At 73.3% G+C, this 12,164-nt stretch carries 12 protein-coding genes; 9 read left to right on the forward strand and 3 right to left on the reverse strand.

Annotated elements, in window-relative coordinates:
• The coding region (locus AB0C78_RS43645; RefSeq protein ID WP_360760206.1) for an alpha-glucosidase C-terminal domain-containing protein at positions 1 to 399 on the forward strand (399 nt) is incomplete at its 5' end.
• A gap of 2 nt (positions 400 to 401) precedes the next feature.
• Complete coding sequence (locus AB0C78_RS43650; RefSeq protein WP_360760209.1) at positions 402 to 1,847, forward strand: aminoglycoside phosphotransferase; 1,446 nt, start codon at positions 402 to 404, stop codon at positions 1,845 to 1,847.
• Positions 1,848 to 1,921: 74 nt separating this feature from the next.
• Here AB0C78_RS43650 and AB0C78_RS43655 read toward each other — a convergent pair whose 3' ends face one another.
• Positions 1,922 to 2,680 carry a GntR family transcriptional regulator gene (locus AB0C78_RS43655; RefSeq protein WP_360760212.1) on the reverse strand — a complete coding sequence of 253 codons (759 nt, stop codon included), beginning with the start codon at positions 2,678 to 2,680 and terminating at the stop codon, positions 1,922 to 1,924.
• Between the two features lie 213 nt (positions 2,681 to 2,893).
• Between AB0C78_RS43655 and AB0C78_RS43660 the strand changes: the two genes are divergently transcribed.
• From AB0C78_RS43660 to AB0C78_RS43670, 3 genes are all read left to right on the forward strand, one after another.
• The gene (locus tag AB0C78_RS43660) at positions 2,894 to 3,103 is read left to right on the forward strand and encodes a hypothetical protein (protein WP_151540147.1); all 210 of its coding nucleotides are present in this window, start codon (positions 2,894 to 2,896) and stop codon (positions 3,101 to 3,103) included.
• Positions 3,104 to 3,457: 354 nt separating this feature from the next.
• A complete protein-coding gene (glgB, locus tag AB0C78_RS43665) occupies positions 3,458 to 5,689 on the forward strand; it encodes a 1,4-alpha-glucan branching protein GlgB (RefSeq protein ID WP_360760216.1) in 2,232 nt (743 codons plus the stop codon).
• Positions 5,690 to 5,709: 20 nt separating this feature from the next.
• Positions 5,710 to 6,075, forward strand: coding sequence for an ACT domain-containing protein (locus tag AB0C78_RS43670; protein WP_360760219.1), 366 nt, complete (start codon positions 5,710 to 5,712; stop codon positions 6,073 to 6,075).
• Between the two features lie 15 nt (positions 6,076 to 6,090).
• Here the strand turns inward: AB0C78_RS43670 and AB0C78_RS43675 are convergent, their stop codons facing one another.
• Positions 6,091 to 6,957 (reverse strand): NUDIX domain-containing protein, encoded by an 867-nt coding sequence (locus AB0C78_RS43675; protein ID WP_360760222.1) that lies wholly within the window; start codon positions 6,955 to 6,957, stop codon positions 6,091 to 6,093.
• Positions 6,958 to 7,047: 90 nt separating this feature from the next.
• Here AB0C78_RS43675 and AB0C78_RS43680 point away from each other — a divergent pair, with 90 nt between their 5' ends.
• The 4 genes from AB0C78_RS43680 (at position 7,048) to AB0C78_RS43695 (ending at position 11,441) form a co-directional block, all read left to right on the forward strand.
• Positions 7,048 to 8,607: a serine/threonine-protein kinase gene (locus AB0C78_RS43680; protein WP_360760225.1), complete on the forward strand. Its 1,560-nt coding sequence runs from the start codon at positions 7,048 to 7,050 to the stop codon at positions 8,605 to 8,607.
• A gap of 91 nt (positions 8,608 to 8,698) precedes the next feature.
• Positions 8,699 to 9,190: a PaaI family thioesterase gene (locus AB0C78_RS43685; RefSeq protein ID WP_225991570.1), complete on the forward strand. Its 492-nt coding sequence runs from the start codon at positions 8,699 to 8,701 to the stop codon at positions 9,188 to 9,190.
• A gap of 71 nt (positions 9,191 to 9,261) precedes the next feature.
• Positions 9,262 to 10,965: a signal peptide peptidase SppA gene (gene sppA, locus AB0C78_RS43690; RefSeq protein WP_151540142.1), complete on the forward strand. Its 1,704-nt coding sequence runs from the start codon at positions 9,262 to 9,264 to the stop codon at positions 10,963 to 10,965.
• Positions 10,950 to 11,441 carry a flavin reductase family protein gene (locus AB0C78_RS43695; protein ID WP_360760314.1) on the forward strand — a complete coding sequence of 164 codons (492 nt, stop codon included), beginning with the start codon at positions 10,950 to 10,952 and terminating at the stop codon, positions 11,439 to 11,441. The genes sppA and AB0C78_RS43695 overlap by 16 nt, the downstream gene beginning before the upstream one ends.
• A gap of 169 nt (positions 11,442 to 11,610) precedes the next feature.
• Here the strand turns inward: AB0C78_RS43695 and AB0C78_RS43700 are convergent, their stop codons facing one another.
• Entirely contained in the window at positions 11,611 to 12,147 is a 537-nt protein-coding gene (locus tag AB0C78_RS43700) for a DUF892 family protein (protein ID WP_360760230.1), read from the reverse strand.
• Between the last annotated feature and the right edge of the window lie 17 nt (positions 12,148 to 12,164).

Raw genomic sequence — 12,164 nt, forward strand, 5'->3', positions numbered from 1 at the left:
GAAGCCCAGGTCAACAACCCCGGATCCCTCCTGCACTGGACCCGCAAGATGATCGAGATCCGGCAGCGCCACCCCGTCTTCGGCGTCGGCACCTACGTCGAACTATCCGCCTCCAACCCCTCCGTCCTCGCCTTCACCCGCGAGATCGGGAACGGGGACACCAACCAGTGGGGCGGCACCGACACGGTCCTGTGCGTGAACAACCTGTCGCGCTTCCCGCAGCCGGTGGAGCTGGACCTGCGGCGGTTCCGCGGATCGACGCCGATCGAGTGCATGGGCGGCGTGCAGTTCCCCGCGATCGGCGAACTCCCCTACCTGCTCACCCTGCCCGGCCACGGGTTCTACTGGTTCCTGCTGCCGCCCCCGCCCGACGAGCCGGGCGACGAGAGGGTGAGGTAGCCGTGCCCGGCGGTCCAGGCCGCGGCGGCGACCCGTCCCTCGTCCGGCTGCTGGCCGGCTGGCTGCCCCGGCAGCGGTGGTTCGGCGGCAAGGACAGCCCCATCGACGACCTCGCGATCGGCACCGCCACCGAGCTGCGGACCGGTGACCCGGGCCTGCACCACCTCGTCCTCGACGTCCGCCAGAACGGCGCCACCGAGCACTACCAGGTCCTCCTCGGCGTCCGCCGCGACCTGCCCGAGCGGCTGCGGCCGCACGAGATCGGGCTGCTCGCCGGGGCGACGGGGATCACCGGCCACGCCTACGACGCCGCCCACGACCCCGAGCTGACCCGGCCGCTGCTCGCCCACATGGCCGGGGAGTCCGTCATCGGGCCGCTGCGGTTCCGCCGCGCGCCCGGCACGGGCATCCGCACCGACCTGGACGGCGCCCCGTCCACCGCCGAGCAGAGCAACACCTCGCTCATCTTCGGCGACGCGTACATGTGCAAGCTGTTCCGCAAGCTGGCGCCCGGCGTGAACCCCGACCTGGAGGTCAACCTCGCGCTGACCCGCGCCGGCTGCGAGCACATCCCCGCCGTGCACGGCTGGATCGAGCTCGCGCCCGGCGGCGACGGCGGCGATGGCGAACCCGTCACGCTCGCGCTGCTGTCGGAGTACCTGCGCACCGCCACCGACGGGTGGCAGCTCGCGCTGACCAGCGTCCGCGACTGGTTCGCGCAGCCGCTGCCGCCCGGCCCGCCGGCCGCGGTCACCCCGGACGACGCGGGCGCGGCAGGCGGCGACTTCGCCGCCGAGGCCGAGCGGCTCGGCGCCGCGACCGCACAGGTGCACCGCGACCTGGCCCGCGCGTTCGGGGTGACGACCGTGCCCGCCGAGCGGCTGCGCGCGCTGGCCGACGGGATGAACGAGCAGCTCGACGCGGTCGCCGCGGCCGTCCCGCAGCTGCGCCCGCACGCCGCCGCCGTCCGCGCGGCGTTCGGCGAGCTCGCGGCCGCGGGCGCGGAGCTGCCGTTCCAGCGGGTGCACGGCGACTACCACCTCGGGCAGGTGCTGCGCACCGACCACGGCTGGGTGCTGCTGGACTTCGAGGGCGAGCCCGCCCGGGCGCCCGCGGAGCGGCGCGCGCCCGCGCATCCGCTCCGCGACGTCGCCGGGATGCTGCGCTCGTTCGAGTACGCGGCCCGGTTCCTGATCGCCTCGGACGGGAGCCTCGCGCCGGGCGCGGCGGAGGCGCTGGAGCTGCGCGCCCAGGCGTGGGCGGAGCGGAACCGGGCCGCGTTCTGCGCCGGGTACGCGGCGGCGGGCGGCCCCGACCCGGCCGCGCACGCGGCGCTGGTGCGGGCGTTCGAGTTCGACAAGGCGGTGTACGAGATCCGGTACGAGGCGCGGAACCGGCCGTCCTGGCTGCCGGTTCCGCTGCGCTCGCTGGAGCACCTGGCCGGCTGACGCGCCCCCCGGCCGGCGCGCTCCGGCCGGCCGGGCTGGCACGACCCGGGTCCGGCCGGCCGGCGCGGCCCGGTTCAGAGGTCGATGGAGTAGTCGAGGACGACGCGGTCGGCGGGCAGCACGATGTCGCGGCAGACCTCCATGACCGAGGCGCGCGACAGCATCCGGCGGGTGATGGCGATGACGGGGACGCCGCCGCCCATGCGGAGCGTCTCGGCCTCCTCGGGGGTCGGCATGCGGGAGCGGACCGACTCCTCGACGCGGGTCGGCGGGTGGCCGAGATAGGCCAGCTGCGCGAGCGTGCCGCCGGGCCACGGCTCGCGCTCCGGGTCGGCGACGGGGGTGCCGCCGACGAGGTTCCACGGCAGGTAGTTGACGGAGATCTGCTGCGGCTCGCCGCGGGCGTAGAACACGAACCGGCGCCGCAGCAGCTCGGTGCCGGTGGGCAGCTCGAACAGCGCGCCCAGGTCGTCGTCCGCGCGCACACGGGTGAACTCCTTGTCGAGCCCGTACTCCTGCCAGCTGATCTTCTGGTCGCGGGTGAAGGTGGTCTCGGGCACCGCGAGCGGCCTGGTCACCGCGCGGTAGCGCTCCATCGCGACGCGGCGGGCCGGCGGCACGACCCGGACCACGGTGCCGCCGCCGCGGCGCGTCTCGACGAGCCCCTCGGTGCGCAGCAGCGCGACCGCCTGCCGCACGACGATCTCCGAGACGCCGTGCGCGGCGCACAGCTCCGCCATGGTCGGCAGCCGGGTCCCCGGCGGAAGGCTGCCGTCCCGGATCCCCTCTCGCAGCGTGTCGGCGATGCGCAGGTAGGCGGGACGGTCCGGCACCGGCGTCACCTCCCCTTCGTTCAGGCGCGCCCCCGGTCATTCGACGCAGTGGTCATTCGATGCGGCGTTCGATTTCACCCCTCCTCCCCGTCACTCATACCTAGCGGGCCGCTATCCGCGGGGGCATGGTCCGCTTACGGACAGCTTGACACCTCTCAGACCGAGTAAGACTTTTGTATACAGAAGAGCCGCCTCGGGGAAAGGACGACCTTGATGGGCGACTTCGAGGATCTGAAGACGGCCATCGAGGGGGAGTTTCCGGGCTGGCAGGTCTGGCGGAGCGACGCCGGGCGCTGGTACGCCACCCGGAGCGGCGATCTGACGGACGCGCAACTGCAGGCGGGATGTGCGATGACGGTGGCCGCGGACGATCCGGCGGGGCTGCGCGAGCTGCTGCTCGAGCAGGCGCGCGGGGACGGGTGAGGCGGCCGCGATGGGACGTCGCGGGGAGCGGCGCGGCCCGGTCCGCGGGCGGGGGCGGACCGGGCCGGAACGCTCCGGTACGGAAGGTACCTGTGTCGCTGAGGTGACACAGGAATGGATCCCAGGGCGGCGGGGTCGCCGTCACCCCTGGGGCCAGGTAGACGTGACCGCATGGACGGCGCAATCGGCGCGACCCCCGACAAAGTGTCGTGCCGTCCATGCGGTCGCAAATCCGCCTCGCTCCGCCATGTGAGTTCGGCCGATCTCAGGGCACTCCTACAGGGAAACGGCATCAGTGTTGTTCCCGGGGACGGCCCCGGACCCCGGAACCCCAGGCGAGGAGGCCATGACGTCATGGCACGGGTGACGCGCGCGGAGATCGACCGGCTCGTCGGCGGCGACCACCACGATCCGCACGGCGTCCTCGGGGCGCATCCGGGCCGGGACGGGGTGACCGTCCGGGCGCTGCGCCCGCTCGCGGAGAAGGTCGAGGTCGTCCTGCCGAACGGGGACCGGCACCCGCTGCGGCACTTCCACGAGGGCGTGTTCGCCGGGACGCTGCCGAAGTCGGCGTCGCTGGCGGGCGGCGACGAGGGCAAGGCGCCCCTCGCGGTCCCCGACTACCGGCTGGCGGTGACGTACGGGGACGGCATCGAGACCGTGCAGGACGACCCGTACCGGCATTTGCCGACGCTCGGCGAGCTCGACCTGCATCTGATCAGCGAGGGCCGGCACGAGGAGCTGTGGCGCGCGCTGGGGGCGCGCGTGCGGACGTACGCATCGGCGTTCGGACCGGTGTCGGGCACCGGGTTCGCCGTATGGGCGCCGACGGCGCGCGGGGTGCGCGTGGTCGGCGACTTCAACCACTGGGACGGCCGCGCGCACCCGATGCGGTCGCTCGGCTCCACGGGCGTGTGGGAGCTGTTCGTCCCGGGCGTCGGCGACGGCATGTGCTACAAGTTCGAGATCCTCGGCGCGGACGGGCAGTGGCGCACCAAGGCCGACCCGATGGCGCAGCACACCGAGCGTCCGCCGGCGACCGCGTCGCGCGTCTACACCTCGTCCTACGCGTGGGGCGACGGCGACTGGATGGACGCCCGCAAGGAGCGCGAGTGGGTGCACGAGCCGATGAGCGTGTACGAGGTACACCTCGGCTCGTGGCGTCCCGGGCTCGACTACCGCGAGCTAGCCGAGGAACTGACCTCGTACGTGAAGGACATGGGGTTCACCCATGTGGAGTTCCTGCCGGTGGCGGAGCACCCCTACGGGCCGTCCTGGGGCTACCAGGTGACGTCCTACTACGCGCCGACCTCCCGCTTCGGTACGCCGGACGACTTGCGGTACCTCGTCGACAAGCTGCACCAGGCCGGTATCGGCGTCATCATCGACTGGGTGCCCGCGCACTTCCCCAAGGACGAGTGGGCGCTGGCGCGCTTCGACGGCACCGCCCTGTACGAGCACGAGGACCCGGCCCGCGGCGAGCATCCCGACTGGGGCACGCTGGTGTTCAACTTCGGGCGCGCCGAGGTCCGCAACTTCCTGGTGGCGAACGCGTCGTTCTGGATCGAGGAGTTCCACGTCGACGGGCTCCGCGTGGACGCGGTCGCCTCGATGCTGTACCTGGACTACTCGCGCAACGAGGGCGAGTGGACGCCGAACGTCTACGGCGGCCGCGAGAACCTGGAGGCGATCTCGTTCCTCCAGGAGATGAACGCGACGGTCTACAAGCGCAACCCGGGCGTCCTCACGGTCGCGGAGGAGTCGACGGCGTGGCCCGGCGTGTCCCGCCCCACGCATCTCGGCGGCCTCGGCTTCGGGTTCAAGTGGAACATGGGCTGGATGCACGACACCCTCGAGTACCTCCGCCACGAGCCCGTGTTCCGGCACTACCACCACAACGAGATCACGTTCTCGCTGGTGTACGCGTTCTCGGAGAACTACGTGCTGCCGCTCTCGCACGACGAGGTCGTCCACGGGAAGGGGTCGCTGCTCAGCAAGATGCCGGGCGACACCTGGCAGCGGTTCGCCGGGCTGCGCGCCCTGCTCGCCTACATGTGGTCGCATCCCGGCAAGCAGCTGCTGTTCATGGGCCAGGAGTTCGGGCAGGGCGCCGAATGGGCGGAGGAGCGCCCGCTCGACTGGTGGCTGCTGGACAACGCCGCCGAAGGCGCGCTGCATCTCGGGCTGCAGAAGCTCGTCCGCGAGCTCAACCGCGCCTACCGGGAGGAGCCCGCGCTGTGGTCCCGCGACAGCGACCACGAGGGGTTCCGCTGGATCGACGGCAACGACGCGGGCGGCAACACCCTCTCCTACCTGCGGTACGGGACGTCCAAGGACGACGGCGAGCCGCCCGTGATGGCCTGCGTCGTCAACTTCGCCGGCAACCCGCACGAGAACTACCGCATCGGCCTGCCGAAGGAGGGCGGCTGGCGGGAGGTCGTCAACACCGACGCCTACGAGTACGGCGGCAGCGGCGTCGGGAACCTCGGGCGCGTCGAGGCGACCGCCGAGCCCTGGCACGGGCTGGAGGCCTCGGCCGTGCTGCGGGTCCCGCCGCTCGGCGCCGTGTGGCTCGTCCCGGAGTGACCGGGCTCTAGGGTGGCGCCATGAGCGCCGCGCAGCACCTGCACATCGTCCCGTCCGAGTTCCTGGTGGAGCACCTGCCGAACGCGACGTTCCCCGAGGACGACGAGTGGATCGCGCTGGTCCGCGCCCCCGAGGGCCTCACGGTCGTGCGGGAGGCGTCGCCGTTCACCGAGGCGGAGCGCTGGGTCGGCTTCTACGGCGACGCCGGCCACGGCCTGGACCTGCCCGGCATGCTCGCCGCGGTCGTCGGGCCGCTCGCCGACGCGGGGGTGCCGGTGTTCGTCGCCTCCACGTACCACGCCGACCTCGTCCTGGTCCCCGACCACCGGCTGAAGGACGCGACGCAGGCCCTCCGCGACGCCGGTCACCGCGTCTCGGACCGCTGACCCGGTCCCCCGCGGTCAGCGCCGTTCGAGCCGGTCGAGGAGCCAGCGGGGACCGGTGACGTGCGCGCCGGCCGCCTCGCAGCGGGCGCGCAGCCCCCGGTCCGCCGTCACGACCAGGTACTCGGTGTCGGGCTCGGGGTTCCGGACGAGGTCGACGATGTGGTCGTCGCCGCTGCCCGGCGCCGCCACCACCCGCACGCCGTCCGCCGGCTCGTCCGCCACCGGCCGCGCCGCGCCCTCGACGACCAGCACGACCTCCGGGAAGCAGCGGTCGAACGCGACGAGGCCGGGCGGCACGCCGCGCACCCCCTCGCCGAGCACCTTCAGCGAGTCGCGGAGCCGCGCGTTCGCGCCCGCGCGGTCCTTCCACCAGCCGTCCGGCCGGGACCCGACGACGTTCGCGCCGTCCACGACGAGCACCAGGCCCTTCATCGCGTCCCGCAGCAGCGGCCACGACCGCTCGAACGGCGCGAACAGCTTGCGGTCCTCGACCTCCTCCACGCGGACCCACTCGGCGCGGCGCGTCTCCCGCGACGCCGGCTTCACGTGCACCTTCTCGTCGAGCGCCCCGATCACGGACGTGAACGCCCAGCCGCCGTGGTCCTCGACGCGGGTACCGCGCACGCGCACGAGCGCGGTGTCGAGCGTGCACTCCTCGCTCGTCTCCCGCAGGGCGCCCGTCACCCCGTCCTCATGGCTGTGGATGGCGCCGCCGAACATCCCCCATGTGCCGCCGCCGAGACCCCACCAGGCGCGCTGCTGCAACAGGATCCACATCTGGCCTTCCGCGTCGCGGTGGTAGGCCAGCAGGCCCGCCGCGCCGTACCGTCCCCAGTGCGTGTGCCCCTGGTCGCAATCGGCCCAGCCGTCCCCATCGCCCATGAGCCGACGATATCCGCTCGGTGACCGAAGTACGGTGGTGCCGTCGTTCGGGGGGCCGACGCAGGTCCCCCATGCCGGAGGAAGCCGAAGATGCCCGCTCTGCCCCTCGTTCCCGACGATCCCCGCGCCATCGGCCGCTACCGGCTGACCGGACGGCTCGGCGAGGGCGGGCAGGGCGTCGTCTACCTCGGCGAGGGGCCGTCCGGCGAGCGCGTCGCCGTGAAGGTCCTGAAGAACGCCGACGCGCGGGCCCGCGAGCGCTTCGCCCGCGAGATGGCCGCGGCGCGGCAGGTCGCGCCGTTCGCCACCGCCGCGGTGCTCGACTCGTCAGCCGAGGGCCCGCTGCCCTATGTCGCCAGCGAGTTCGTCGACGGGCCGTCGCTGCAGGAGCGCGTCGCGGACGCGGGTCCGCTGCGCGGCGGGGACCTGCAGCGGCTGGCGGTGAACACCGCGAGCGCGCTGGCCGCGATCCACGCCGCCGGGATCGTGCACCGCGATCTCAAGCCCGCGAACGTGCTCCTCGGCCCGGACGGCCCCCGCGTCGTCGACTTCGGGATCGCCCGCGCGGTCGACGCCGAGACCCGCACGCAGATGGTCGGCACGCCCGCCTACTTCGCCCCCGAATGGCTGCGCGACCATCCGCCGACGGTGAAGTCAGACGTGTTCGCGTGGGCGGGCACGATGGTGTTCGCGGCGACGGGGCGCCCGCCGTTCGGCGGGGCGGTGACGGTCGAGGCGATGATGCACCGGATCGCCACAGCCGACCCCGACCTCACCGGGGTGCCGGACGCGCTGCGCCCCCTGCTCTCCGAATGCCTCGCCAAGGACCCGGACCGGCGGCCGTCCTCCCGCGACCTCGCGATGCGGCTGATCGACCCGACCTCGCGTCCCGCGCCGGACATCACCCGGCCGCAGCAGCCCTACGGGGGTCCGCCGGTGCCGGTCCCGCCCGCGCCTGGCCCGGATGCCGGCGGGGGCTCGTTCCCGTCCGGGCCGGCCACGGACCCGTCTCCGTCGCGGAACCTCACGCAGCCGCACCCCCAGCCGCCGGTCCCCGGACCGCCGCCCGCCGACGACCGGCGCGGCGGGGGCAGGAACACCCGTGTCATCGTCGGGGCGGCCGCCGCCGTCGTCCTCGCCATCGCGTGCGCGACGGCCGTCATCCTGCTGAACAAGGGCGGGGGCTCTGACTCGCCGGTCACCGCGTCGTCCCACAACTCGCCGGCCCAGAGCTCCTCGTCCTCTGCGACCTCCCCGTCGACGTCCGGCGGCGGGGACGGCTCGGGCGGGAACGGCTCGGGCGGGGGCGGCGGGGCGCTGCCCGCGGCGTTCGGCGGGACGTGGGAGGGCACGCTGACGCAGAAGGGCGGCATCACCATCGGCGACGCCAGCACCACCGTGACGGTGCACCTGGCCGGCGGGAGCGACGGCGGGACGGCCGAGTACCCCCGGTGGGGCTGCCAGACCCGGCTGACGGTCTCCGGCGTCTCCGGCTCGAAGGTCGACTTCGACGAGACGGCCGTGCGCAGCACCGGCTCGGCCGGGTTCTGTACGGGCGGGCCGGTGTCGCTGGAACAGGTGTCCGGCGGCCTGCGGTACACCTCGACCGGCATCGGCACCACGTCGGGGACGCTCCACAAGGTCGGTTGAGGCGGCCCGGTGACGAAGGGCACAGTGCCGCGCGGACGGTACGCCGAATACCATTCGGTGCGAGACGTCGCATGATCAGGGGAGACACGAGTTGAGCGTCGAGGCGGGACCGGCGGCCTTCGAGGAGACCGCCCGGATGTGGGACACCCTGACGGGCGCCGAGCTGATCCAGGCCATGGCCGACGGAACGTTCCCGCAGATCTCCGACATCAACGACCACATCGGGCAGGTCATCACGTCCGCCGAGCCCGGCCGCGTCGACATCTCCTGGACGCCCGCCGAGAAGCTCTGCAACCCCGGCGGCACCGTCCACGGCGGCTACATCGCCATGATCCTCGACAACGCCGTCTGCCTCGCGGGCAGCAGCACCTGCGAGCACTTCATGCCGATGCTCACGCTCAACCTCAACGTCGACTACCTGCGCGGCGTCCGCGCGGGCGAGACCTACACGGTCGCCGGGACGTGCGTGCACCCCGGCAGCACCCGGATGGTCGCCAACGCCGTCATCAGCGACGCGCAGGGCCGCCCCGTCGCGCAGGCGTCCGCCAGTGTCCTGCCGAACAAGGCCTTCAAGCGCAAGTAGGGCCTTCAAGCGCGAGTAGGGCCTTCAAGCGCGAGTGGGGCGGGCCGCGGGCGAACGCATAGGCTGGGGCCATGGTGGATCCCGGAACCGTCGTCAACGTCATCAAGCAGGCCCGGGACCGGCGGACGGCACCGCTGATCCTGGAGCTGGACCTCACCGAGGGGATCGTGGAGACCGCGCCCGCGGACCCGATCTCGGCGATCATGTCCATGCGCCGGACGAACCTGCGCGACGTGCTCGACGGGCTGCGCCGCGCCCGCTCCGACCACCGGGTGAAGGCGCTGGTGGTGAAGGTGACCGGCGGCGTCGGGCTGGCGCTCGCGCAGGAGCTGCGCGAGGCGGTCGGGGCGCTGCGGGACGCCGGCAAGCTCACCGTCGCCTGGGCCGAGACGTTCGGCGAGGGCGGCCACGGCACCGTCCCGTTCTACCTCGCCACCGGGTTCGACAAGGTGTACCTGCAGCCGACCGGTGAGGTCGGGCTGACCGGCGTCGCGCTGGAGGAGCCGTTCTTCGCGGGCGCGCTGGAGAAGGCGGGCGTGCAGCCGCGGTTCGCCAAGCGGTACGAGTACAAGACGATGGCGAACACCTTCATGGAGAAGGCGTACACGCCTGAGCACGAGGAGTCGTCCCAGCGGCTCGTCACCTCGCTCGGCGAGCAGATCACGGCGGGCATCGCCGCCGCCCGGGACCTGCCCGAGGACAAGGTCCGCGACCTCACCGACCGCGGCCCGCTGCTCGCCGGCGAGGCGCTGGAGGAGGGCCTCGTCGACCACCTCGGGTACCGCGACGAGGTCTACGCCTTCCTGCGCAAGGAGTTCGGCGCGGAGGCGCAGCTGCGCTACGTCTCCCGCTACAACCGCACGCACGGCCTCGCCCGCCGCATCCCGCAGCCGGGCCGCCAGGACGTCGTCGCGCTGATCAACGGGCAGGGCCCGATCCGGCTCGGCCGCAGCGGCCGCGGCGGCCCGCTGCCGAACTCCGGCCCCGCGATGGGCTCCGACACCGTCGGCGCCGCGTTCCGCGCCGCCGTGAAGGACGACCGGGTCAAGGCGATCGTGTTCCGCGTCAACAGCCCCGGCGGGTCCGCCGTCGCGTCCGACGCGATCTGGCGGGAGGTCGTCCTCGCCCGCCGCGCCGGCAAGCCGGTGGTCGTCTCGATGGGGAACGTCGCCGCGTCCGGCGGCTACTACGTCTCGATGGCCGCCGACACGATCGTCGCGCAGCCCGGCACCATCACCGGCTCGATCGGAGTCGTCGTCGGCAAGGCGGTGGTGAACGACCTGCTCGACCGGATCGGCATCGGCCTGGGGTCCGTCGCGGACGGCGACCACGCCCGCATGTTCAGCGCCACCAAGGACTTCAGCGACTCGGAGTGGGAGCGCATCAACGCCTCCCTCGACAAGATCTACGACGACTTCACGGCGAAGGTCGCCGAGGGCCGCGACCTGTCCCGCGAGCGCGTGCACGAGCTGGCCCGCGGCCGGGTCTGGACGGGCGCCGACGCCCGGGACCGCGGCCTCGTCGACGAGCTGGGCGGCATCGACATGGCGCTCGACCTCGCCCGCAAGAAGGCGGGGCTGCCCGCCGACGCGCCCGTCCGCTCCTACCCGCACACGTCGCCGCTGGAGCGGCTGCGCCCGCCGGAGTCCAGCGAGGACCGCACGGCCGCGTCCGCCCGGTTCGACGGCTGGGGCTCGCTCGGCGGCCTCGCCGCCCGCCTCGGCCTCCCGTCCGCCGGCCCCCTCACCCTGCCCGGCTCCTGGGAGATCCGCTGAGCAGCGATTTCGTCGAGGCGGTCGCGGGGTTCGCCACCGGGGTCGTCGTGCTGACCGTCCGGGACGGCCGCGACGACCTCGGCACGACGGTGACCTCGTTCATGTCGGTGTCGCTGGAGCCGCCGATGGTGCTGGCCGGCGTGGCGTCCTCGTCCTACCTGGCGGAGGTGCTGTCGCGCGCGGACCGCTGGGCGGCGACGGTCCTCGGCGCGGGCCAGCGGGCCCTCGCCGGACGCTTCGCCGCCGAGGGCCGTCCGAGCGCCCGGCTGCTCCTCGCGAGCGAGCCGCACCACCGCGGCGAGGCGTCCGGCGCCCTGATCCCCGAGTCGGGCGTCACCGCCCTCGAATGCGAGACGTGCCAGCGCATCGAGGCCGGTGACCACACCCTCTTCACCGCCGAGGTCCTCGCCACGGACTACGTCGCCCGCGACCAGAGGCCGTTGATCAGGGTCAACCGCCGCTACCTGCCCCTCTGAGGCCTCTGAGGCGTTTCGCGGACCTGAGCCGCCGCGCGAGCGCGTTATCTGACCGGTGGGGTGAAGCCGGAGGCGAGCCCCACCGGGAAGCTCGCGAAGCGAGGTCGCGCTCGCCCGAGCACGGTCAAGGGCCGAGCCGCCAGGCGAGACCCTTGGGCCGGGATCGCGGTCATACAGCCGGCAGGCGTTCGAGCATGCCGCGCAGGTCGTCGGCGTGCTCCTCCTCCTGCGCGAGGATCTGCTCGAAGACGCGCTTGGTGGTGGGGTCGCCGTCGCCGAGCCACTGGATGATCTCGGTATAGGACGCGATCGCGATGCGCTCGGCGACCAGGTCCTCCTTGATCATCGCGACGAGGTCGCGGCTGTCGTCGTACTCGGCGTGCGAGCGGGTGGTGAGGGTGTCGGGCGCGAAGTCGGGCTCGCCGCCGAGCTGGACGATCCGCTCGGCGAGCTGGTCGGCGTGCTGCTGCTCCTCGGCGGCGTGCTGGAGGAACTCGCCGGCGACGGCCTCGGCGTGGATGCCCGTGGCGGTGTAGTAGTGCCGCTTGTAGCGCAGCGTGCAGACGATCTCGGTGGCGAGGGCCTCGTTGCACACCTGGATCACCCGCGTGACGTCGGCGCCGTACGCCTCGGTGATCGGGCCCTTGTCGATCTCCTGGCGGGCGCGCTCGCGCAGGGTCTTGATGTCCGTCAGGAACTCGGCCATTCCGTTGCCTCCCGGGG

Origin of the sequence: Actinomadura sp. NPDC048394 (assembly GCF_040651755.1) — a bacterium.
Lineage (GTDB): Bacteria > Actinomycetota > Actinomycetes > Streptosporangiales > Streptosporangiaceae > Spirillospora > Spirillospora montaniterrae.

Coding starts and splice junctions, on each gene's coding strand:
- AB0C78_RS43660 (WP_151540147.1), top strand. CDS start 2,894: ATGGGCGACTTCGAGGATCTGAAGACGGCCATCGAGGGGGAGTTTCCG.
- glgB (WP_360760216.1), top strand. CDS start 3,458: ATGGCACGGGTGACGCGCGCGGAGATCGACCGGCTCGTCGGCGGCGAC.
- AB0C78_RS43670 (WP_360760219.1), top strand. CDS start 5,710: ATGAGCGCCGCGCAGCACCTGCACATCGTCCCGTCCGAGTTCCTGGTG.
- AB0C78_RS43675 (WP_360760222.1), bottom strand. CDS start 6,957: ATGGGCGATGGGGACGGCTGGGCCGATTGCGACCAGGGGCACACGCAC.
- AB0C78_RS43680 (WP_360760225.1), top strand. CDS start 7,048: ATGCCCGCTCTGCCCCTCGTTCCCGACGATCCCCGCGCCATCGGCCGC.
- sppA (WP_151540142.1), top strand. CDS start 9,262: ATGGTGGATCCCGGAACCGTCGTCAACGTCATCAAGCAGGCCCGGGAC.
- AB0C78_RS43700 (WP_360760230.1), bottom strand. CDS start 12,147: ATGGCCGAGTTCCTGACGGACATCAAGACCCTGCGCGAGCGCGCCCGC.